The organism is Arthrobacter sp. RAF14 (assembly GCF_052114185.1).
Lineage (GTDB): Bacteria > Actinomycetota > Actinomycetes > Actinomycetales > Micrococcaceae > Arthrobacter_E.
The window spans coordinates 528,369-549,857 of sequence record NZ_JBFREG010000001.1; the positions used below are offsets into that span (position 1 = coordinate 528,369).

Sequence of the window (21,489 nt, forward strand, 5' to 3'; positions counted from 1 at the left end):
GACCTTCCCGGCTCTTCCGATGACGCGGCGGCAAACCCGTCCGGTCCCGGGCGGAAGCGGTGGGTTTCACGCCGTGCCACCGTTCAGATGACGCGGCTCGAGGTGGCCGACGGACAGTCGATGGTGATGGAGGCGCCGGCGTCGCCGTCCGGCGGGGTGACCACGGCCAAGGGCAAGCGCCCGGCGGAGGGCACGCCTCCGGAGGCCTCTGCGGCCGGAGACCAAGCGCTGTCTGCTGAGGACCGCGGCGCACGGCGGCCGGGACCCGCGCAGGGGGTCCTGCCGGACAAGGCCGCCGAGGACCTGGACGTCGCCTGGGGCGGCACGCCGGGCAACCCGGAACGGGATGAATGGCTCAAGGAGCAGCGGCCCCCGCACTGGGACTGACCGGGCACGCAACACCATGGTGCTCATGACCGGTCAGCGGACCAGGACGAAGGAGAGCCGTCCCTGGCGCTGTACTCCGGCGAGCGATCTGGACTGTGCCGGGCCGGCGGCCACCACGATGAGACCGGGCGAGTCATCGCTCCCCAGCCACGACCCGGTGCTCTCTCCTCGGCTGATCCAGAGCACGGCCACCCGCGACGCCAGGACATGAGACGGCTGCCCGGCCGGGTCGCGCGGTATGTCCGGACCAGGGTCGGGGGTGAGCACCACGTCGATGAGCTGACCAGGACTCAGAATTCTCAGGGACGACGGGTCGGACATCCGCAGCGGCACGGCGGTGGTTCCCTCGGGCGTCCCCGTCAGCAGGCCGGGACCGGTGAGCGCGGTTTCATTGAGGACTTGACCCCGCCGGAGGGGAGTGGCCAGCCGTCGTCCGAGCACGGGCGCCGGGTCACGATAGCTGCCGGCCGGCACGGCCTGAGGAGGCAGCTGCACCATGGTGAGCTGGTCACGGCTCAGGGTGGCCCCGGCGGGAAGATCACCGGAGGCGGAGACCACAGGGACACGTTCAGCGGGCTCGGGAGTGAGCTGATAGACCGTGAGGCTCACGGCGGCCGAGAGGAAGACGGCCGCCAGGAAACGGCGGTGCCGGATGAGCCAGGCATGGAGACGATGTAGAGCGGAACGGCGGCGTGAGCCGAGCGGAGGATTCCTCATACTCCGAGGCTAGGGACCGCTGTCCGGCCCGGAGGGGATGACTTCGCTTATGTGGACAGCGCCGGCCCGGTGGACGGGGCTCGCTCCGTGGTGGTGGCGGCCTCATGCTCTGAGGCGGGCGCTGGGCCGATCAGTTTCCGCTGGCTGGGCTCGCCGCTGGAGCGGGGGAGCTTGAAGCGGTGGAAGACGAGGAGGCCGCCGGCACCGTGCTCTGTGACGAGGAACCGCGGGAATCCGTCCGGTAAAAACCGGAGCCCTTGAAGACCACGCCGACGCTGTTGAACTTCTTGCGCAGGGTGCCGCCGCACTCGGGGCATGTGGTCAGGGAGTTGTCGCTGAACGACTGGACGACCTCGAAATCGTGGCCGCAGTCCTTGCAGGCATACGCATAAGTCGGCACGGATTCTCCTCAGTTCTCTGGGTCCTGAACGGATACGGATTAGCACTGTCAGGTTCCGAGTGCCAATTCTATCAAAGAGGACAACGCCGGAACCCGGGATTCACTTCCCGAAGAGGCGCCACCGGTGCTCCGTCACCACGGCGTCCACGGGCCGGTCGAACGGGTCCACGGTGAAGGACCCCTGTGGGACGTACTCCGACTCGAAGACCAGGGCGGCCAGGGGGACCGTGCGACCGGACTCCGCTTGGGCCGTCTCAGTTGCCGGAGCCGCCTCAGTCGTCTGTGCCTCCGCCAGTTCCGCCAGGAACCGGTCGTAGTACCCACCGCCCTGACCCAGACGGTTCCCTGTCGAGTCCACGGCGGTGGCCGGCAGGAACATCGCGTCCAGGCCGGGGCCACCCTCGCCGAGCAGTTCCGCCAGACCGGCACCCGGTCCCACAGGCTCATCGACCGGAGCGAGCGTGCTGCGGCGGACCTCGATTCCCGGATGCCAGCGCACCCATTCCATGAGATGCCCGGGACGGCAGACCGGAACCAGGACGGTGCAGCCACGGTCATGCAGGGAGTGGAGCAATGCTCCGGTGGGCGGTTCGAGGCGGGCGCTCAGATAGCAGGCCACGCTCGGAGCCGCCGCTGACCCCCCCGGCAGCACCGTGGAGAGCCAGCCCATCGCCTGCGCCGAGAACGCGGCACCCAGCCGGGCGGCGTCGTCGCCGGTGCGAAGGGCGGCCTCTGCGCGCCGTCGTGTGCGCTGCGCGGAGCGGAATTCCGCTTTTTCTGCTGGCATGGGTGAAACCGTCATTCTGTCGTCGGAAAAAATCCGGAGAAGGGGCTGGTGACTGTATCGGCTAGATTAGTCCTGTGACCGAACAGAAGCAGATCCGCAAAGCCGTCATCCCGGCCGCCGGCCTGGGAACCCGATTCCTGCCGGCCACGAAGGCCATGCCCAAGGAAATGCTGCCGGTGGTGGATAAGCCGGCCATTCAATATGTGGTGGAGGAGGCATCCAGCGTCGGACTGGATGACATTCTGATGATCACCGGGCGCAGCAAGCGCGCCCTGGAAGACCACTTCGACCGGGTCCCGTCGCTGGAAGCCACCCTGGAGGCCAAGGGTGATGCCCGCAAGCTTTCCGCCATCCAGGAATCCACGAATCTGGCGGACATCCACTATCTCCGCCAGGGCGATCCCCTCGGGCTGGGTCACGCGGTGCTGCGTGCCCAGCAGCATGTGGGCCAGGAGCCTTTCGCGGTGCTGCTCGGTGACGATCTGATCGACCCCCGGGACGAACTGCTGTCCATCATGATGAAGGTCCAGCAGAAGACCGGCGGATCGGTCATCGCCCTGATCGAGGTGGAGCCGGACCAGATCAGTGCTTACGGCTGCGCGGACATCTCGCCGGTGGACGGCGAGGACTTCGTCCGCGTGAGCCAGCTGGTCGAGAAGCCGTCCGTCGAGGAGGCTCCGTCCAACCTCGCCGTGATCGGCCGCTACGTGCTGCACCCCGCCGTGTTCGAGGTGCTCGCCCACACCGCCCCCGGGCGCGGTGGCGAGATCCAGCTGACGGATGCCCTGCAGACGCTCGCCGCAGGCGAGGGTGAAGGGTACGGGGTCTACGGCGTGGTGTTCCGCGGCCGCCGCTACGACACCGGCGACAAGCTGAGTTACCTCAAGGCCGTCATCCAGCTGGCGTCGGAGAGCGAGGACCTCGGTCCTGACCTCCGCACCTGGCTCGGCGAGTTCACGTCCACTCTCTGACGCTGCCACCGGTGCGTCAGGTTCCGTACTGGCCCGTCACCCTGGAACACGGTGACATCGTCCTGAGGCCCATCCGGCAGCGGGACCGTGTCGAGTGGACGACGGTCCGTCAGCGCAACAAGGACTGGCTGCAGCCCTGGGAGGCGAGCAACCCGAATCCGGGCGGACGCCTGCCCAGTTACCGTGAGATGGTCACCTCTCTCAGGACTCAGGCGCGCCAGGGCAACGCCCTGCCGTTCCTGATCACCGAGCGCCGGCCCGGCCTTGCCGTGCCGGCGATCGTCGGGCAGCTGACGGTCTCCAACATCATGTGGGGATCGGCCATGATGGCGAGCATCGGGTACTGGGTGGACCAGGAACGCGCAGGACGGGGCATCACGCCGACGGCGGTCGCCCTCGCCACGGACTTCTGTTTCGGGGAACTCGGACTGCATCGGATGGAGATCAACATCCGTCCGGAGAACACGCCGAGCCTGCGGGTAGTCGAGAAGCTCGGCTTCCGCCCGGAAGGTCTGCGTCCGGCGTTTCTCCACATCAACGGCGAATGGGCGGATCATCTGAGCTTCGCGCTGACGGCCGATGAGGTCCCGGAGGGCGTCCTGACGCGCTGGCTCAACAGCCGGTGACACCTCGCCGTCGTCATTTCCTGCCGAGTTGGGCGACACACTAGGGCAAATGGTCAGGCGTGTGGTGAGCACCCCCTAACGTGAAGACTGTGGATTTCCCCATGAGCAGCTCAGTGGTCCTGGTGGCTGCTGTCGCGTTCTGGCTTCTGGGGATCGCTCCTTCACTTCTGAAGCGCCGCGTCCGGGTCCGGACCGTGGAGGCGGAGAACGAGGAACATCCCGGCCACCTGCCGACGGTGAGTGCCGGACCCACGATGACAGTGCAGGACGGCAGCAAGGAGGAAGAGACCGTGCCCATGGAGAATCCAGGCCAGCAGGATCTCTCGGAGAACCCTGTCCGCCGTCCCAGAATCAAGACCGGCCGCGCCTCGCTCGCACTGCTCGGTGCGCTGAGTCTGGCCGCCGTGCCGGTTCTCGCCGTGCTCTCCCTGTTCTCGGTGGTTGCCCCCGGCGCTTCGGTGCTCTGCCTCCTGGTGACCGTGGCGTGCGTCGCGGCCCTTCGTCAGCTGGCCAAGCGGGACCGCTTGCGCCGGCTGGACCAGGCCTTCCGTGATGCCATGGCTTCTTCTGCCGCTCCGGTGCGCGACGTCGCCGTGGAGCGTCCGCTGTCATCGCCCAGTGAACCTTTCGACGGTTCGCCCGCGGAGCCGGTGAAGGAGGCGGAGGAACCGCCGCTCACGGCGGCTGAGCTGCGTCTCGCAGCCCTCGCCGTGGCTCGGGAGATCGGTGATTCCGAGGCGGGCGCCGAGGAGACCTGGGAGCCGGTGGATGTTCCGAAGCCGCTGTACGTCGACGCGCCGCGGGCCGAGCGTCCGGCGCCGGAACCGCTCGACCTGCCGGCGGCCCCCAAGCCCGAGGGCAAGCCGATCATCAAGGACGCCTTGAAGCCGGACCTCGCCCAGGCCGTGCAGGCCGGCGGAGTGAACGTCGCCGTGGTCGGTCAGGGCCAGTCCGCGCTGCGGAATCTGGATGCGATTCTGCAGCGCCGGAGGGCCTGAGCCCCGCGTTTTTGAACTTGCGGCGGTTTCTTTGTAGTCTGTTTCAGTTGGTTCCCGCGAGAGCGGGTCCGGGGCTATAGCTCAGTTGGTAGAGCGCTTCGTTCGCATCGAAGAGGTCAGGAGTTCGAATCTCCTTAGCTCCACAGTTTCACCGAAGGCCCCTCCGGATCCGGAGGGGCCTTCGGTGTCCCCGGGGGAGGGTGGGCCGTTCCCGGCGATGCCGCAGGCCACCCCCTCACCGCTGCCGCCTGGCCTCTTTCCGTGCAAGCTTGAGCAGGCCGGCTGCCTCGCGGAGCTCCTGAGCGCTGAAGCCGAGGTGGTGCGCCGTGCCGATCCACATATACGTGTCGGCGGCGGAACGATGGTCGCCGAGCCGGGCGAAGCAGGTGGCCAGGGCGAAGGCGGAAGGCCGTGCGCGTTGCAGGACGGCGGGTTCCGGCGCGGTGCCGGCGATGTCCAGGACCTGCCGGTGCGCGGCGGCGGAGTCCGCGAACAAGGCGAGCTGGTCCAGCAGAAGACTCTTGTTGCGGAGAGCCTTGACCGCCCGGAGCCGACGTTCGGGCGATGGCACCGAGGCCTGCTGAATCCAGAGGAGCCGGTCGTAGGCCGCTAGCGCGGCGTGGACGTCTCCCAGATCGTCCAGCAGCACCGCGCGGTTGTAGAGCGCCGTCTCGCGGGCACTGACGATGTCCCCGTCCTGTGAGCCTTCCGCGAAGCGGTCGAGCGCGTCGTAGACGTTCAGTGCCGAGGACGGGTCGCCGAGCCGGGCCTGTGCCCGGGCCAGGCGGAGATGCGCCCGGGCGTTGATCCGTGCGGCGCGGGTGTCCAGGTCCGGGCGTGGCGGCGCGGCCCGTCCCGCCACAAGGGACAGCTCCTCCCAGCGCCCCGCCTCCTCGAGCAGCCCGCCCAGGCCGTCGAGCGCGGCCAGCACCAGCAGGACGGTCGCCTGGTCCGCGTCCCCGGCGCCGGCGTCGTCGATGATCGAACGCAGCACCGCCTCCGCCTGCGCGGTGCTGCCGCTTCCGATCGCGCGGTCCGCTTCATCGAGGCGTGCCCGCAGATCGCGATACCGGGCGCCGGAAGCGCTGTCCGCCTGAGCGATCGTCGGGACGCGCAGGATGCCCAGATTCTCGCGCGCCAGCCGCACGGTGTCCTGGATGCCGGCTTCGGTGCTGTCGCCGTGACGCGCGAGCAGGGAACTCAGGAGTGCGACGGCGGCGTCCTTCCGCCCGCGCTCAGCCTCCACCGAAGCCTGGGTCAGAAGCCGCCGGGCATCGAGACCGCGGATGTGCGGATCGTCGTCATCACCGAAGTGGGCGGCGAATCGGGTCCGCGCGTCGTCCCGCTCCTCGGCCGAGGCGTCTGGGGACTGCCAGAGGGAGAACAAGGCGTTCGCGGCCTGTGCTCTCTGGCCGGACTCCTGGGCGTCGGCGAACCGCCCGATCAGCGCCTCGATGACCGTCCTGGACTCTGCTGCACGACCGGACTCCCGGAGCAGCCGGCCCTGCCAGTACATGGCCTGAGCGACGGCGCCGGACGCGTCCGGCAGGTCCTCGAGCGGTGGGAAGCGTTCCGGGAGTGAGGCCAGCAGCGCCAAGGCGTCTTCGCGCCGTCCCAGGTCGTCGAGGCGGAGCGCCCGTTCCAGCTCGGCGAGGGCGAACGGCACCCGCAGCTCGGGATCGCTTTCGGCGCCGGGGAAGCGCCTGACCAGGTCTTCGGAGAGCGCGACGGCGCGCGCCGGGTCTCCGAGCGCGGCCGTCGCTTCCGCCACCCGGGCCGCCAGGCGCAGCCGTGCGGCGACGGTCACCGGGCTGTGGTCCCCGGCGAACGCGGCGTCCGCGTGCCCCAGAACCCTGAGGGACGTGGCCGTCCGGGAGGATTGCTCGCCCTGCAAGCCGTAGCGGAGCACCAGGGCCCACAGAAGGCCATCCCTCAGTTCGTCGTCCGGATGCGCGGCGAAGCGTTCGGTGAGGGCCAGGTAGCTTGTTTCAGCCTCGTCTTCCCGGTGCTCCTCGGGGACGCGGAGGAGCACCTCCTCCAGGAAGGCGCGGTGCTGTGCGAATCCGCGCCGTGTTTCCTCTGTCAGAGGCAGGGCGAGCACGGCGTCGGCCCTGGAGCGTGCGGATGCCGGATCGTCGTCCTCGGCGTCCAGAAGCAGCAGCGCGGCACGGTGAAGGAGGGGTCGTGCGTCGGGGAGGCCTTGTGCCTCTTCGATCACGCGCTGCAGCAGCTCGAGGCTCTCGGCCCGGCCGTCGTCGAGGCTCAGCCGGGTTTTCGACGCCTCGTACAGAGCGTGGAGGCGGACGGTCCGGAGGCGCGGATCGTCCTCGCCGGTCAGGGACAGGGCCAGGTGTTCGAAGGCGCGTGCCACGTCATTCCCCGGCCGGCCGAGGTGCCGCACGAGCAGGCCGGCGGTCAGCAGGGCCTCGGCACGGGCGCGCCGGATGACCAGCGGTTCCGTGGGATCGGAGTACCGCGCGGCGTACGCCTCTGCGGCGCGCAGCACGTCCACGAGCAGGATCGCGTCCGCCTCCGCATCGGAGCCGTGGATCCATTCGATGGCGTCCAGCTCCGCGAGGGCGCAGGCCTCCCGGACGGCGGGGGTGGGCACGCCGGCCGTCAGCTCGCCGAGCAGCCGGAGACGTTCAGCCACCAGCGGATACGTCTCAGGCGTGGTCTCCATCCGGAGCAGAAGGCCCACGGCTTCGGCGCAGGCGACGGCCTCCGCCTCGTTCCGGGCCGGGACGGCGTCGGCCAGGGCGTCGGTGAGCAGCTGGACGGCCTGATCCTCGTCACCGCCGTCGGACAGGACACGGATGAAGGCGAGGAATCCGGCGTCGATACTCATGGTGCCCCTACATCCAGCCTTTCTTCTTGAAGATCAGGTACAGGAGCGCGGCCAAGGCGACCATCATGCACACCGCGAGGGGGTAGCCGAGGGGCCACGCCAGTTCCGGCATCTCCTGGAAGTTCATGCCGTAGATGCCGGCCACGATGGACGGGGCGAAGAAGATGGCGGCCCAGCCGGAGATCTTCTTGACCTGCTCGTTCTGAGCGAGGGTCACTTCGTTCATGCGGTTGGCCGTGAGGGTGCCGTCCAGGGTGAGGGCGTTCTGGAGGATTTCCCGGAAGGAGTTGACGCGGGCGATCACGGAGTCCACGTGGTCCCGCACGTCGCGGAGATTGCGCTGCAATTCGACGTTGACCTGGTACTTGGTGAATCCGCGTTCCAGGATCTCCATCATGTCCGGCAGCGGCTGGATGGCCCGCTGGAACTGGATCACCTCTCGGGTGAGCTCGTAGATGCGACGGGACACCGTGGAGTCCCCGGAGAACAGCTGGTCCTCGATCTCATCGATGTCGTTCTCCAGACCGGACACCACGGGGGAGTAATCGTCCACCACTTTGTCCACCAGGGCGTAGAGGACGGCTTCGGGCCCCATGCTGAGAAGCTCCGGGTTGTCCTCCAGCCGCTTACGCACCGCGGCGACGCCCTGGGTCTCGGCATGGCGGATGGTGACGACGAAGTCCGGCCCGGTGAAGATGTGGAGCTCGCCGAACTCCACGGTCTCGGTGGAGTCGATGTAGCGGGCGGGCCGGAGCACCGTGAACAGCGTGGAGTCGTACCGTTCCAGCTTGGGGCGCTGATGCGCGGTGACGGCGTCCTCGACGGCCAGCGGGTGGAGCCCGAACTCCACCGCGATGTCCTTCATGTCCTCCTCGCTCGGCCGGTACAGGCCGAGCCAGGCCATTCCGCCGGTCTCCTCCATGGCTTCGCTGGTCTGCAGCACGGAGCGCGGTTCGAGAATCCGGCGGCCGTCCACGTAGACGGCGTTGTCGATGATCGTCACGGCTTCATTATGGACGAGGGCAGGCCTATGTGCGCGAGGCGCGGGCATTCTCCTGCACGTCGAGGGCGCGGCTGAGCAACGGCTCCGCACGGAACGCGATGTGGGTGTGCAGGGCCAGCACCGTCTCCGTCCTGATGACGCCCTTGATCCGCACCACCTGACGGAGGACGGATTGCAACTGGTGGGTGTCCGTGGCGGTGAGCCGCACCCAGAGGTCGCCCCGGCCGGAGATCTCGTGGACTTCGAGCACCTGCGGGATGAGACGGAGTGCGGAGATGACGGTGTCCAGTTCGCGGTGGGTCACCTCGATCGTGACGAACGCGACGACGTCGTACCCCACCGCTTCGAGGTCGACCTCCCGGCCGCCTCCCTGGAGGGCCCCGGAGCGCTGCAGGCGGCGCAGCCGCGCCTGTGCGGTGTTGCGCGCGATGCCCAGCACTTCGCTGAGCTCGCTGACCTGGATCCGGGGCTCCCTGACGAGCTCCAGCAGGATCTTCAGATCGGTGGCATCGAGATTGTTCAATTGCGCACTCCAGCTCAAGAGAAGGCATATCTGTTGGATGTTTTGCGCAATTTTCCTTGCGCTCACTGATCGATAGTACGGGAATGCCTCATGATCTGAACAGGCCCAGACCCGGGCCGAAGAGCTTCGTGACGGCACATCCACCGTCCACAGCCGCGAGGAAGATCCCGATGACCGTCATCAGTGAACTGCGTATGCGCCCGGCCGCCCGTGAGTGGGGCTGGGAAGCGTCCACCACGGCCCGTCTGGTGCTGTCCGGCGTGGTCATCTTCGTGCTCCTGGTGGGAGCCAATCTGGCCACGCCGCTCTATCCTTCCCTGCAGGCGGAGCTCGCCCTGGGGCCGTTCGGCACCACCGTGGCCTTCTCCAGTTATGTGATCGCCCTCGTGGCCACGTTGGTTCTCGCGGGCCACTGGTCCGATCACATCGGCCGGCGCGCGGCCCTGGTGGTCTCGGTGCTGGTGGGCCTGGCGGGCACCGCCGTGTTCGGCCTGGCCCAGAACCTTGTGATGCTGTGCGGTGGACGGGTGCTCCAGGGCATCTCGATCGCGCTCGCCACCGGCGCGAGCGCCGCGGCCCTGCGCGAACTCCTGCCGGCCCGCCCGGAGTGGGCCTCCCGCTTCACCCTGCTCTCGTCCTCCGGCGGAGTCGCGGCCGGGCCCGCCATCGGCGGTCTGCTCGCGCTGCTGCCGGGCGGCCGGACCGCGCCTTTCATCGTGCAGATGGTCGTCCTGGCGCTCCTGCTCGTGCCGCTCTGGCTCATCAAGGCCCGTCCTGCCATCATGCGTGCCGAGCACGGCTTCAACCACCGGGCTCTGGCGCCGCGCCGCCTCGGTGTGCCCTCCCAGGCCCGCGGTGCGTTCTGGCTCGCGGCCCTGGTCGGGTTCCTCAGCTTCGCCATCTTCGGCTTCCAGCTCTCCCTGGCGCCCGGGTTCTTCGCTCAGGGGATGCACCTCAGTTCGCTGCCCCTGGTAGGCGTCCTGGCAGGTCTCTCCCTCGGCGCTTCGGCCCTGAGCCAGCTCACCGGTTTCTCCGGCAAGGCGACCGTTCCCGTAGGCCTTGTGGTGCTGGGCCTCTCGATGCTCCTCACCGCCTGGGCCAGCAACACCTCCGCGCTGTGGCTCCTGGTGGTGGCGTCCGTGGCGGCAGGCTTCGGCCAGGGCCTGTCCTTCCGGACCGTGTTCAACCGCGCGGCGATGGCGGTTTCCCCCGGCCAGCACGCTCAGATGGTGTCCACGGTGTACGTGGTGACGTATCTCGGCAGTGCGGTGCCGGTGCTGGGACTCGGACTGGCGGCCGCGGTCTGGGGGATGACGACGGCGGTCACCGCCTTCGCGATCCTGACGGGCGTGGCGGCGTTCGTCCTGGCCATCGCCTCCTTGCGGGGGCAGCGCCGGGCCTGAGTCCGGCTGAGTCCGGCTCAGCCGGGTCACCCCCGGCCGTTCAGTCGAGCAGGCCGGAGTTCCCGTCCATGTGCTCGAAGACCAGCGTGGTCTCCGTGTGGCCCACCACCGGATCCGTGGCGAGATTGTCCAGGACCCAATCGCGGAGTTCTTCGGTGGTGCCCACGGCGATGTGCAGCAGGTAGTCCACCGAGCCGGAGGTGTGGAACGTGGACAGCACCGCGGGAAGCCGGGGCACACGGGCCGTGAACTGATCGATCTGATCCCGGTCATGAGCCCGCAGACGCACGGCGATGAGCGCTTGGACACTGCGGCCGATCGAAGCGAGATTGAGTTCGGCCGTGAAGGACTTGATGATCCCGCGCTCCTGAAGGGTGCGGGTCCTCATCAGTGCGGTGGAGGGGGCGATGCCCACGTCCTCGGCCAGCTGCTTGTTGGAGATCCGGGCGTCCTCCGAAAGAATCCGGATGATTTTCCGGTCCACGTCGTCCAGGGTTTCGCCGTTGGTCCCCGGAATGCGAAGATTCTTCGCTGAATCGGCCATTGTTCCTCCGCTTCGAATGTCACTACATGATACGGCGGGGCGGCGATTCGCGAAACGTCGGCTCAGCGCTCGGATGCGGCGTCGAGGAACGGTGCCAGGACCTCCCGCAGCGGGGCGGTCGATGCCTGCCGCCATCCCGTCCCGGCCCACAGGTTGAGCCCGTCCGCCAGACCCTGCTGGGCCGCCTCCGCGCGCAGCGGCGCCGTCAGGTGATGGACGGCGGGGTAGGCATCGGGGGCCAGGGCGTCATACTCCCGCAGGAAGGCGTTCTCCAGGCCGCGGGCACGGCGCCCCGTGAAGGCCCTCGTCATCCGGGTCGCCACGAAGCGTGGATCGCCCAGGGCGTCCTTGTGGAGCGGGCGCGCTCCGGACTCCGGAGTCCGCAGCAGCGCGGTGCCCAATTGCACGGCGGCGGCTCCGGCGTCGTACGCCGCACGGGCTCGAGAAGCTGTCATGATGCCGCCCGCGGCGATGAGGGGGACCGGACAGCCCGGGGACAGCTCGGCGATCAGCGCGGCCGCGTCCTGCGCCACGGGCGGCTCGCCGGGAAGGAAACGCCCCGAGTGGCCGCCCGCGCATTCGTGCTGCACCACGAACGCGTCGACGCCGATCGCCAGGGCGGCCTCCACCTCCGCCCGGTGCGTCACCGTGGCCCAGAGCCGGGTGCCGCGTTCCCGCAGGGCCAGGGCGTCCTCGCGGGAGGGGAGACCGAACGTGAAGCTGACCACCGGCGCCGGCCGGTCCAGCAGGAGGCGGATCTTGGCGGGGTAGTCGTCATCGTCGTCGAGGACCGGTTCCGGGACGGCGACGCCGAGCCGGCCGGCCCAGGGCCGCAGCGCGTCGGCGTAGGCGCGGACGGCCTGGGTATCGACAGGCGAGGTGTCCGGGACGAACAGGTTCACCCCGAAGGGCGCCCCGCCGAGCGCGGTGGCGCGGGCGGCGACGTCGTGCAACTGCGCGCCCAGTGCTTCGGCGCTCCGGTAGCCCGCGGCGACGAACCCCATGGCGCCGGCCTCCAGGGCGGCGGTCACGAATCCGGTGCTGCTGGTTCCTCCCGCCATGGGTGCTGCGATCACCCGGGACGGCAGCGGCGTGCCGCTCATGGTTCCTGACATGGGGTTCCCTCCTGCGTACCCTTGAACTCGTGACTACTCCAAGCCATCCTGCCACTGAGCTCCCCGACTCCGCCGGTCGCGAATCCGTGGCCATCGACATCGGCGGCACCAAGACCCGCGGAGTGCTGCTGCGCGGCGGCCGGATCGCGGCCGATCTGACCGTGGGCAGCGCCAATGTGCAGAACGTCAGTGTGGAGGCTGCCCAGCAAGCGTTCGCCGAACTGTTCGCCGGTCTCGGCCCCACTGCGGTGGACCGTGTGGTGGTCGGCGCGGGAGGCGTGGACACCGAGCAGGACAAGTTCGCGCTCGCTGCGCTCATCCAGCCTCACGTCCCCGGAGCGGACATCACCGTGGTCCATGACTCCGCTCTCCTGTTGGCCGCAGCGGGCGCGACGGCGGGCGCCGCGGTGATCGCCGGAACGGGCACTGCAGCCTGGGGCCGGGACATCGACGGCCGGGAAGCGCGCTACGGCGGCTGGGGTTACCTGCTGGGCGACGAGGGCAGCGGGTACTGGCTGAGCCGTGAGGCCGTGCGTCATTCGCTGCGCCGGTTCAACTCGGGGCAGGAAGCGGACTCCCTGGCGCTGGCTCTCTGTGAGTCGGTCGGGGCTCCGGATGTCGCCGGGCTGATCGCGGCCTTCCACCACCCGGACAAGGGCCGCCGGTACTGGGCCGAGAGGAGCCGCGTGGTGGTGGATGCCGCGCGCAACGGCAACGACGGCGCGAAGGACATCCTGAGCCGGGCAGCGGACGAACTCACGACCCTGGCCCTCGGAGTGCTGGACAACCTCGGCATCGCCGGACCGGTGGTGCTGGGCGGCGGCCTGGGGCAGCACGTCCCCGAGATCTCGGTCCCGTTCCGTGAGAGCCTGGCCGCTCGCGGTCACCACGATGTGCGCGTGCTGGACCAGGAACCGGTGTTCGGCGCGGTCGCGCTGCTCACCGCGGGCTGACCAGGCTCACGGACCTGCAAACAATTGCCTGCCAGGTCGTGCTTTCCTTCGAACGAATCTCCCCATTCCAAGACTGATCCAGCGATCATGGCGGTCTTTCGCCAGTTTGAGGTGAAGGGCGCCGCCCTCTTCAGGAGCAGAATTCAGCCGAGCCGGAAACCTGCGCCACCCGTGAGAGGTGCCGAAAGGCAACGGGTTGAAAACCGCCCGAAGCGGCTTCTTTCCGATTGCCGGCCGCGTCCATGCGAACTGACTGGGTGGGATCAGGTCAGGGTTCACGGGCGCGATCCTCTGCGTCCCGCGCGTTCAACGGTGTGAGCCCCGGCCGAGTGGCGAAGTTTTAGACTTTCAGAGTCCCGTCAGGCAGTTCTGAAGAGAAGATTCGGCAGTCCTGAAAATCCAGTGGAGTAGGAGCCGATGCCGCGTCGCGCTCGAATGCCGGCTAGGAACGCTTGCCGACACGATGGACTCCGATACGCGTTTGATCGCGTGGACCACCCCCGGGCCAGCCTACGGTGTGTCTCCTTTAGTCGCTGCCAGATGAGGATTGCGTAGAGCGTGATACCGGCGTGGCAGGTGATGGCGAGTTTGTCGTAGCGTGTTGCGATGCCGCGCCATTGCTTGGCGAGGGCGAAGAACCGCTCGACGACGTTGCGGCCCTTGGAGGCACCGGTGCCGGACCTGGATGGCCTGCCGCCTTCGCTACCGACGTTTCCGGGCGGTGGCCTGGTCTCGCTTGAGCGGGTGACCCCAGTGCCCCTCATTCGAACGAAGCGCCGGCCCGATCCGCTCCCACTGCTCATCCGTGAACACCCGATACCGCGAACCTGTTGACCTCACCCGACCAGCACCACGATCTATATGGGAGACACACACTAGCCAGGACTGATTAGTGCGTTCAGTGATTCCCTAAGGGGTTTGCCCAATCGCAAGACTCTCCGATGCTCGGCAAAGGCAGTCCCGTCGTCCAGGAAGAGGGTCCACGTTGATCATGGGCGCCGTGGTCGTGGTCGTGATCCTGAGCGCTCGAATCTCGATCGGCACAGATGTTCACGGAATCGTCCTGCGTTTCGCCCCGATCTGGACCAAGCGCATCCCGTGGGCAGAGCTCGACAGCATGAGCCCAGTCGCCAAGGTTACAGTCCAGCAGTTTGGGGTATCGGGCTGTGAAAATGCATCAACGGGGACACCGGAATTCTGTGGAACTCAGGTCCAGCCGTGACCTTGAGGACAACGACGAAGCACACCTATGTTGTTCAGTGCGAAGATCCTGAACGGGTCATTGCGGACCTGACACGCCGCCGTCGGTAGAAGGAAACGCGCTCCGGACTTCATTGTTCTTGCCGGTGTGTTCCGCGCCGATCAGTTCAATGCCCTTAGCAAGCGCCTCGTGAACCCGTGAAGGTGCCATCCCTCGAAACCCAACCCGGACAATAGAACACCCCATAGCCGCAGCAAACGCTCGAGTAGGTCACATCCGCCAGACATGGTCCACGAAAGGCAGAGTACGCCCGAAGGTGCACTGACAATGACCTCGGAGATCACCGCGACGTTGAAGTCAGGGTCCGCATGTCCCGCTTTGACAACCTCATCCAAGGCTTGTTCGGTGTAAAGGAGCCGTTCTCGGTAGAGGGCATGATCAAGGGCTTCGCAGAGGCCCTCATCAGACTCGATAGCGAGGGCGATCGCTCCTCTGACGATGGAGTTATCGCAGAGGAGTCGCGACGCGGCAGGCCGGGTTGCCGGCGTGCCCGGGGCGGCGACATCGGAGTGGTTAGGCTTCGCCAGTTGGAGGACCGCATGACGCTCGGCCCGGCGGAGCATGGTGGGGCCCGGGCTTCGGCGGAGTTGTGGCTGCTGGACTGAGCAGCGGACGTCCTCCCTCCGGCAGCGGGGCCCTTCCGAGCGGATCCTTCGTCAGAGGGACGTTCAGACCTCGTACCGGGTGCTGAGGTCAGTCCTCGCCTGGATCCATTCGGAGGTGCGTTCCAGGCCTTCCCTCAGCGTGACGGACGGTTCCCATCCGGTCAGGGCCGTCGCCAGTGAATGGTCCGAGACCAGCCGGTGGACCTCGCTGCCGGACGGCCGATCGCGCTCGGTGTCGTGTTCCAGGCGTGCCGAGGAACCCGTGATCTCCAGCAGGAGTGCCACGAGGTCGCCGATGGAGATCTCCCGGCCCGTGCCGAGATTGAGCGCCTGCCCGATGGTTTCGTCGGACTGGGCGATGGCCAGGAAGCCGGCGGCGGTGTCCGTGACGAAGGTGAAGTCCCGCGTGGGGGAGGTCGCACCGAGGCGGATCGTCTCAGCGCCCGCATGCAATTGCTCCAGTACCGCCGGGATGATGGCCCGTGCGCTCTGCCGGGGACCGTAGGTGTTGAACGGCCGGCAGACGGAGACCGGCGTGCCGAAGCTGTGGAAGTAGGACAGCGCCATCATGTCTGCCCCGATCTTGGAGGCCGAGTATGGTGACTGGGGCTGCAGCGGGTGGCTTTCGGAGATCGGCACCGTCTGCGCGGTGCCGTATACCTCGCTGGTGGAGGTGTGGATGAGGCGGCGGACGCCGTGCTGCCGGGCCGCCTCGGCGATGTTGCGGGTGCCGGCCACGTTGGTCTGCACATAGGAGTCCGGTGCGACATAGCTGTAGGGGATCCCGATGAGGGCGGCGAGGTGGAACACCGTGTCGGCGCCCCGCACGGTGTGGGAGACCAGGTCCGCGTCGCGGACATCGCCGCCCACCAGCTTGATCTGATCCATGACCTCTGCGAGATGTCCGTGCCGCCCGTAGGGCTTGTAATGCGCCAGCACGGTGACATCGGCTCCGGCGCGGACCAGGGCTTCGACAAGCGTGCTGCCGATGAACCCTTCGCCGCCTGTGACGACGACGGGGCGTGATTCCCAGAACGAAGTGGTCATAGGGATTCGTCTCCTTTTTCAGCAGTGGCTGGTGGATTTGGATGTGGAACGGGGGTGCGGAGCGGTGTCGATGAGTTCCAGAGCCCAGTCGGCGAGGTCACGCGCGGCGGCATGGTGCGAACGGCGCTCACCCGGCCCGGCGGTTCCCGCGAGCAGGGTGACGATGCCCTCCTCCAGGGCAGTGGCCGTCAGGTGCCTCTCTTCGAGCACCACCGCGGCGCGGTGCCGGGCGAACTCTGTGGCGTTGGCGAGCTGGTGGCCACCTGCGGAGTGCGGCAACGGAACGACGACGGCGGGCAGGCCCAGATGTTCCAGTTCGGCCAGGGTGGCAGCACCGGCGCGGGTGACGAAGACGTCAGCGGCGGCGTAGGCGAGGTCCATCCGGTCCAGATAGGCCACCTCTGACACCGTGTCGGAGACGGCGTTCATGACCAGCTGCCCGCCGGTCTTGATGAGGAGATGCCGGTCCGTCCTGCCGTTCCACCGAGCTCCAAGTTCCGCCGCGGCCTGGTTGATCGCCCGGGAGCCCAGGCTTCCTCCGATCACGGCGATCACCACCGCAGACTCGGGCAGGCCGAAATGCCGTCGGGCCTCGGAACGCAGGGCCGCCCGGTCCAGCGTGGTGATCCCGGGCATGAGCGGCAGGCCCGTCACGCGGGCCCGGCGCAGGGGGCGCTTGCCCGGGTCCGGTGCGTTCCTCAGCGCCAGATGCGCACCGAGGACCCGGGCGAAGCGGTTGGTGAGTCCGAAGACCGCGTTGGATTCGTGGACCAGCAGGGGCAGCCGCAGGAGTGCTCCGCCGAGCAGGGCCGGTGCGCTGGGGTAACCTCCCATCCCCAGGACCAGATCCGCCCCCACGTCTTTCAGAGTCCGGGCGGCCCGGACCCCGGCCGTCACGAGCCGTCCCGGCAGACCCAGGGCGGCCCGGCCTCCGACGGCTCCATGGATCCGGGAGGTGTGGAGCGGGTAGCCGTGGGCCGGGATGATCCTGGTCTCCATGCGGTCGTCGCTGCCGAAGAAGACCACCCGGTGCCCCCGTGCACTGAGTTCGTCGGCGACGGCCAGGGCGGGGTAGATGTGCCCGCCGGTGCCGCCCGCGGCGACCGCGATGACCTTGCGGTCCAGGGACCGTGCGCCGGGAGTGGAAGCCGGGGACTGTCGAATGGTGCTCATGGACCTCCATGGTTCCCAGCCGATGTGAGAGAGATGTGAGGAGGGCGCCGGACCGGGACTATAGGCTGAAAACCATGAGAATCCTGATCGTCGACGACGAGCCGCGCGTGCGCGAGGTGATCGCGGACGCCCTGGAATCCGAGGACCACGAGACTTTCGCGGTGGGGTCCGGTGAGGACGCGCTGGCGTCCCTGGAGCAGGCCGATCCGGACGCCATCGTGCTGGACGTCTCTTTGCCGGGGGTGTCCGGGCTGACGGTGGCATCGAGCCTGCGGGCGGTGGGAGACCGGACCCCCATCCTCATGCTCACCGCCCGCGCAGCGGTCTCGGAGCGGGTGGACGGACTGGACGCGGGCGCGGACGACTATCTCACCAAACCGTTCGACGTGGCCGAACTCAAAGCGAGGGTGCGTGCTCTGCTCCGCCGCATGGAGCCGCCGGCAGAAGCGATGTTCAGCCACGATGACTTCGAGTTCGACCCTGTCGGACGCACGGGCGCCCGCGGGGGAAGACCACTGGCCTTCACCGCGACGGAGGCGGCGCTCCTGGAGCTGTTCATGAGCAACCCGGGCCAGGTGCTGCCGAGGTCCACCATCAATGAGCACGTCTGGGGTACCGACTACGGTGCGCGGTCCAATTCGCTGACCGTGTACATCGGATACCTCCGCCAGAAACTGGAGGCCCAGGGCGGGGAGCGTCTCATCCATACCGCACAGGGGCTGGGCTATCGCTTCGGGTCCGCATCGTGACGGCCAGGGTCCCTTTGCGCAGACGATGGGGGCTCACCCGGTCCCTCACCGTGTCGATCACGGCCTGCCTGAGCGCTTTCCTGATCCTCGCCTTCCTGGGCGCCTACTGGCTCGTGGAGAACCAGAGCTACCGGACCCTGGACCTCACCCTCATCCGCGCCTCGAACGTCCTGGTGCTGCAAGACCAGCGCGGGGACCCCATCGACCGGAATCTCGACTGCCAATGGCTCAGCGCCGCGGCCTGCGCTCAGGCGGTGGGGACGGGGTATCCCGGGCCACCGGTACTGCCGCTGCCGGAGGACTCCGAGCCGGTCCGCTCAGGTGCCGGTGCGCCCGTCTTCAGCACCGCCACCGTGCAAGGCCATCCGATGCGTCTCTACACGGCGCCACTCTCCGGTGGGAAGGGTGTGGTGACCGTCGGATACCGGGCTGATGGCATCGAGCTCTCCCTGGAACGCACGCGCTGGCTGCTTCTGGCCGTGGGTGTGGTCGGAGTGGGCCTCAGCGCACTGAGCGGATATCTCCTGGCCCGGGCGAACCTCCGTGATCTCAACCGGGTCCGGCGCGTGGCGGAGGAGCTCACCCGGAAGCAGATGTCCACCGGGCGGATCGGGATGCCCGGCGATGACGAGCTGGCGCGGCTGTCCGCGACCTTCGACCAGATGGTGGATACGCTTCAGGACGCCGTGCGGGCCCAGAAGCAGCTCGTGGCCGACGCCTCGCATGAACTCCGAACGCCGTTGACGGCCATCCGGGCGAATGCGGAGCTGGCATTGGACGGTGCGCTGGCACCGGAGCGGCGTCTCCGGGCGGGCCGCAACCTCCGGGGCGCCGTGGATGACATGACGGGCCTGGTCTCGGACATCGTGGATCTGGCGCGCGGGGATGAGCCGTTGTCCTTTCCGGAGGAACTGCGGCTGGATGAGGTCCTGGCCGAGGCGACCCGCTCCGTTCAAGGCGCTTGGCCGGAGCGCACGTTCGGGTTCAGCGCGGATCCCGCCATTATCACGGGCGATCACGAACGGCTCTTCAAGCTCTTCGCCAATCTGATCTCCAACGCGGCCAAGTACTCACCCCGGGAGGAGCCCGTGGACGTCTCCTTGCGGGTAAAGGGCCGCTCGGCCACGGCGTCGGTCCGGGATCATGGGCCCGGCGTCGACGAAGCCGAGCGGGAGCGGATCTTCGACCGCTTCTACCGGACGCCCTCGGCCCGGGCGGTGCCCGGATCCGGCCTGGGGCTGGCCGTGGCCCAGCAGATCGCCGTCGAGCATGGGACCGCGGTGCGGGGGAGCTGGCCGGCGACCGGCGGCACCCTGATGTACGTCAGCTTCCCCGCAGAAGGGCCAGGGACCGAAGGCTCGTCCACCTCAGGATAGGGCCCGAGACCGTCAGCGGGTACGGTGATCCAGGGCCGAGTCGCTCTGCACCGGCTTACCGGATGGCGCGGGCGCGCCCGCCCCGTGCGCGGTCAGGGGCTGGTCCCGTGCCATGGCGCCGAAGACCGCTGCGGCTTCGGGGGAGGGCACCACGCGATTGGGGTCCTGAGGCGCGGGCTGCCAGGGCATGATCAGGACGCTGACGTCCTTCCCGGACACGTGGGAGATGCGGGTCCCCAAGGAAGCCAGTGCCGTGACGGAACCGAGGTCCCGGTCCACCGTCAACGACTTCGTCGCGGCGTCCAGGAAGCCGTAGAGCCGATCGGGCCGCGTGAGGAGGTTCTCGCCCCGCACCCTGTCAGAAATCGCCCGGATCACCTCCTGCTGGTGGCCGAGCCGTGCGATGTCCGAACCGTCTCCGATGATGTGTCGCACGCGGGCCCAGGCCAGGGCCTGACGGCCGTTGAGCAGCTGTTCACCGGCGGGCAGGTCGAGCTGGGCGAAGGAGTCGCGCAGGGGCGCGGGAAGGCGGACGGGGACACCGCCCAGGGCGTCGATCACGTCGGAGAACCCGTCGAAATCCACCAGCAGGAAGTGATCGATGCTCACGCCGGTGAGTGCCTCGACCGCGGAGACGGAACAGTCCGGTCCGTGGTTCAGCGCAGCATTGATCATGCCTTCTCCGCCGGGGAAGGAATTCTCCGCCGCCGCGCAGGAGGGCAGCCGCATCAGGGTGTCCCGTGGTATCTGCACGGCATCGATGCGGGCATCATGCTCGGCCAGGTGGACCAGCATCATGGAATCGCTGCGCCGGGTCCCATCGTCCTCACCATAGCCGGGCTCCCGGAGCTTGCGCGCATCCGAACCCAGCACGAGGATGTTCAGTCCTTCGGAACTCGTGATGACCGCTTCACCCCCGGGGTGCAGCGAGGTGGTGGTGATGTTGCCTTGCATTCGCATCAGCACTGCGGCCGCCGTGGCCGCCAACGCGAGGGTGAGGACGCCCGTGAGCAGCGCGATCGCCCGCACCAGGCGCCGACGGCGTCGTGGACCGGGTCCCTTGCCGTGACGCGGCACCGTGTTTGTGGCCGGTGTTCCCAGCCCGGCCCTGCTGACGTTCCCAGCGAGTTCGTTCATAGCCAGCCATGGTGGCCGAGGGATGTGAAAGAGATGTAAGAGCAGTGCCTCAGTGCCGGGAATCATCGGCCATGCGGGCCAGGTGCAGGGTGAGGTAGGCGACCTCGTCGTCCGTGAGTTCCTGATTTAGCCGGAATTCCAGCACGGCCTGGAGTTTCACTGCGGTGTCGTAGTCCGCCGGGTAGGCCTCGCGGATCGCGGTGAACAACTTGTCGTTGAGTCGCTGCGCGGAATGCCCATAATTCAAACTCGTTGACGTATGAGTAAAGAAAATTATAGTGTTCCTGTGTGAGAGTTGAATCACAGCAAGAGAACACGCTTGGACTGCGGCTGCGGAAGCGGCGCCTGGCCCTGCAGATGACGTTGAGTGAGGTCGCCGAAGCGGCAGGTATCACGACCGGTTACCTCTCGCAGCTCGAGCGGGGTATCGCGATGGGAAGCGTGGCCACGCTTCAGCGCGTGTGCACGGTGATCCGGCTGAACGTCGGCGACCTCTTCAATGAGCCGAACACCGACAGTAGTCCTGTTCTGAGGTTCGTTGATGCCGCGCGGAAGCGATTCGGGAACGGGGCGTCGAAGGTCAAGATCTCCCCGGCGCATTTCGATCACCTCGAAGTTCTCCTGGGACAGTTCGAACCCGGCGGGAATACCGGTGTCGAACCGTACACGCACGGAGCTTCGGAGGAGATCCTCCTGGTCATCGAGGGCGAAGTTGAGGTCACCGTCGATGGAGTCACGAGCCGCCTGGGAGCACTGGATTCTCTGCATTACCGCAGTGACCAGCCCCATCGCGTCACCGAAGCCACTGGAACCATGCCCGCCACGCTCGTGTGGATGATGGCTCCCCCCACGTACTAACCCTGCCA

22 protein-coding genes and 1 tRNA gene are annotated in these 21,489 nt (G+C 67.9%); 11 read left to right on the forward strand and 12 right to left on the reverse strand.

Translation table 11 applies throughout. The features are described 5' to 3' along the window. Positions 1–87: 87 nt before the first annotated feature. A complete protein-coding gene (locus AB4Y75_RS02520; protein ID WP_441434312.1) occupies positions 88–387 on the forward strand; it encodes a hypothetical protein in 300 nt (99 codons plus the stop codon). Between the two features lie 33 nt (positions 388–420). Here AB4Y75_RS02520 and cpaB read toward each other — a convergent pair whose 3' ends face one another. The 3 genes from cpaB to AB4Y75_RS02535 form a co-directional block, all read right to left on the reverse strand. After that, positions 421–1,104 (reverse strand): Flp pilus assembly protein CpaB, encoded by a 684-nt coding sequence (cpaB, locus tag AB4Y75_RS02525; protein WP_441434313.1) that lies wholly within the window; start codon positions 1,102–1,104, stop codon positions 421–423. Positions 1,105–1,234: 130 nt separating this feature from the next. After that, entirely contained in the window at positions 1,235–1,504 is a 270-nt protein-coding gene (locus AB4Y75_RS02530) for an FmdB family zinc ribbon protein (protein ID WP_441434314.1), read from the reverse strand. Between the two features lie 100 nt (positions 1,505–1,604). After that, positions 1,605–2,291 (reverse strand): 5-formyltetrahydrofolate cyclo-ligase, encoded by a 687-nt coding sequence (locus AB4Y75_RS02535; protein ID WP_441434315.1) that lies wholly within the window; start codon positions 2,289–2,291, stop codon positions 1,605–1,607. A gap of 74 nt (positions 2,292–2,365) precedes the next feature. Between AB4Y75_RS02535 and galU the strand changes: the two genes are divergently transcribed. From galU to AB4Y75_RS02555, 4 genes are all read left to right on the forward strand, one after another. Continuing rightward, entirely contained in the window at positions 2,366–3,262 is an 897-nt protein-coding gene (gene galU, locus AB4Y75_RS02540; protein ID WP_441434316.1) for a UTP--glucose-1-phosphate uridylyltransferase GalU, read from the forward strand. 11 nt (positions 3,263–3,273) lie between these two features. Next, complete coding sequence (locus tag AB4Y75_RS02545) at positions 3,274–3,888, forward strand: GNAT family N-acetyltransferase (protein WP_441434317.1); 615 nt, start codon at positions 3,274–3,276, stop codon at positions 3,886–3,888. A 101-nt stretch (positions 3,889–3,989) separates the two neighbouring features. Further along, entirely contained in the window at positions 3,990–4,886 is an 897-nt protein-coding gene (locus AB4Y75_RS02550) for a hypothetical protein (RefSeq protein WP_441434318.1), read from the forward strand. 70 nt (positions 4,887–4,956) lie between these two features. Continuing rightward, positions 4,957–5,029, forward strand: a tRNA-Ala gene (locus tag AB4Y75_RS02555). 92 nt (positions 5,030–5,121) lie between these two features. Here AB4Y75_RS02555 and AB4Y75_RS02560 read toward each other — a convergent pair. Genes AB4Y75_RS02560 through AB4Y75_RS02570 form a run of 3 tightly spaced genes read right to left on the reverse strand, consistent with a single transcriptional unit; the run spans position 5,122 to position 9,260 of the window. After that, the gene (locus tag AB4Y75_RS02560; protein WP_441434319.1) at positions 5,122–7,734 is read right to left on the reverse strand and encodes a tetratricopeptide repeat protein; all 2,613 of its coding nucleotides are present in this window, start codon (positions 7,732–7,734) and stop codon (positions 5,122–5,124) included. 7 nt (positions 7,735–7,741) lie between these two features. After that, positions 7,742–8,737, reverse strand: a complete 996-nt coding sequence (gene corA / locus AB4Y75_RS02565) for a magnesium/cobalt transporter CorA (protein WP_441434320.1) — start codon at positions 8,735–8,737, stop codon at positions 7,742–7,744. Positions 8,738–8,762: 25 nt separating this feature from the next. After that, positions 8,763–9,260 carry an Lrp/AsnC family transcriptional regulator gene (locus tag AB4Y75_RS02570; protein ID WP_441434321.1) on the reverse strand — a complete coding sequence of 166 codons (498 nt, stop codon included), beginning with the start codon at positions 9,258–9,260 and terminating at the stop codon, positions 8,763–8,765. A gap of 170 nt (positions 9,261–9,430) precedes the next feature. Between AB4Y75_RS02570 and AB4Y75_RS02575 the strand changes: the two genes are divergently transcribed. Then, positions 9,431–10,663, forward strand: a complete 1,233-nt coding sequence (locus AB4Y75_RS02575; protein WP_441434322.1) for an MFS transporter — start codon at positions 9,431–9,433, stop codon at positions 10,661–10,663. Between the two features lie 40 nt (positions 10,664–10,703). Here AB4Y75_RS02575 and AB4Y75_RS02580 read toward each other — a convergent pair whose 3' ends face one another. Next, positions 10,704–11,207 carry an Lrp/AsnC family transcriptional regulator gene (locus tag AB4Y75_RS02580; RefSeq protein ID WP_441434323.1) on the reverse strand — a complete coding sequence of 168 codons (504 nt, stop codon included), beginning with the start codon at positions 11,205–11,207 and terminating at the stop codon, positions 10,704–10,706. Between the two features lie 62 nt (positions 11,208–11,269). Continuing rightward, positions 11,270–12,322: a nitronate monooxygenase gene (locus AB4Y75_RS02585; protein WP_441434324.1), complete on the reverse strand. Its 1,053-nt coding sequence runs from the start codon at positions 12,320–12,322 to the stop codon at positions 11,270–11,272. A gap of 29 nt (positions 12,323–12,351) precedes the next feature. On the opposite strand from AB4Y75_RS02585, the gene AB4Y75_RS02590 reads away from it, so the two are divergent. Then, the gene (locus AB4Y75_RS02590; protein ID WP_441434325.1) at positions 12,352–13,275 is read left to right on the forward strand and encodes an N-acetylglucosamine kinase; all 924 of its coding nucleotides are present in this window, start codon (positions 12,352–12,354) and stop codon (positions 13,273–13,275) included. A 991-nt stretch (positions 13,276–14,266) separates the two neighbouring features. After that, positions 14,267–14,497, forward strand: a complete 231-nt coding sequence (locus AB4Y75_RS02595; protein ID WP_441434326.1) for a hypothetical protein — start codon at positions 14,267–14,269, stop codon at positions 14,495–14,497. Positions 14,498–15,204: 707 nt separating this feature from the next. Here AB4Y75_RS02595 and AB4Y75_RS02600 read toward each other — a convergent pair. Together AB4Y75_RS02600 and AB4Y75_RS02605 are read right to left on the reverse strand one after the other, a co-directional pair. Beyond that, positions 15,205–16,188 carry a GDP-mannose 4,6-dehydratase gene (locus AB4Y75_RS02600; protein ID WP_441434327.1) on the reverse strand — a complete coding sequence of 328 codons (984 nt, stop codon included), beginning with the start codon at positions 16,186–16,188 and terminating at the stop codon, positions 15,205–15,207. 18 nt (positions 16,189–16,206) lie between these two features. Further along, a complete protein-coding gene (locus AB4Y75_RS02605; RefSeq protein WP_441434328.1) occupies positions 16,207–17,361 on the reverse strand; it encodes a UDP-N-acetylglucosamine--N-acetylmuramyl-(pentapeptide) pyrophosphoryl-undecaprenol N-acetylglucosamine transferase in 1,155 nt (384 codons plus the stop codon). A 74-nt stretch (positions 17,362–17,435) separates the two neighbouring features. Between AB4Y75_RS02605 and AB4Y75_RS02610 the strand changes: the two genes are divergently transcribed. Further along, positions 17,436–18,110: a response regulator transcription factor gene (locus tag AB4Y75_RS02610; protein ID WP_441434329.1), complete on the forward strand. Its 675-nt coding sequence runs from the start codon at positions 17,436–17,438 to the stop codon at positions 18,108–18,110. Positions 18,111–18,124: 14 nt separating this feature from the next. Next, positions 18,125–19,486 carry a sensor histidine kinase gene (locus AB4Y75_RS02615; RefSeq protein WP_441434330.1) on the forward strand — a complete coding sequence of 454 codons (1,362 nt, stop codon included), beginning with the start codon at positions 18,125–18,127 and terminating at the stop codon, positions 19,484–19,486. A 12-nt stretch (positions 19,487–19,498) separates the two neighbouring features. Here AB4Y75_RS02615 and AB4Y75_RS02620 read toward each other — a convergent pair whose 3' ends face one another. Both AB4Y75_RS02620 and AB4Y75_RS02625 read right to left on the reverse strand, forming a co-directional pair. Continuing rightward, a complete protein-coding gene (locus AB4Y75_RS02620) occupies positions 19,499–20,623 on the reverse strand; it encodes an LCP family protein (RefSeq protein ID WP_441434331.1) in 1,125 nt (374 codons plus the stop codon). A gap of 49 nt (positions 20,624–20,672) precedes the next feature. Continuing rightward, positions 20,673–20,927, reverse strand: a complete 255-nt coding sequence (locus AB4Y75_RS02625) for a PRD domain-containing protein (RefSeq protein ID WP_441434332.1) — start codon at positions 20,925–20,927, stop codon at positions 20,673–20,675. Here AB4Y75_RS02625 and AB4Y75_RS02630 point away from each other — a divergent pair. Further along, on the forward strand, positions 20,912–21,481 hold the full coding sequence (locus AB4Y75_RS02630; protein ID WP_441434333.1) for a cupin domain-containing protein: 570 nt from the start codon (positions 20,912–20,914) through the stop codon (positions 21,479–21,481). The two genes, AB4Y75_RS02625 and AB4Y75_RS02630, sit on opposite strands and share 16 nt — an antisense overlap. The last annotated feature ends 8 nt before the right edge of the window (positions 21,482–21,489 follow it).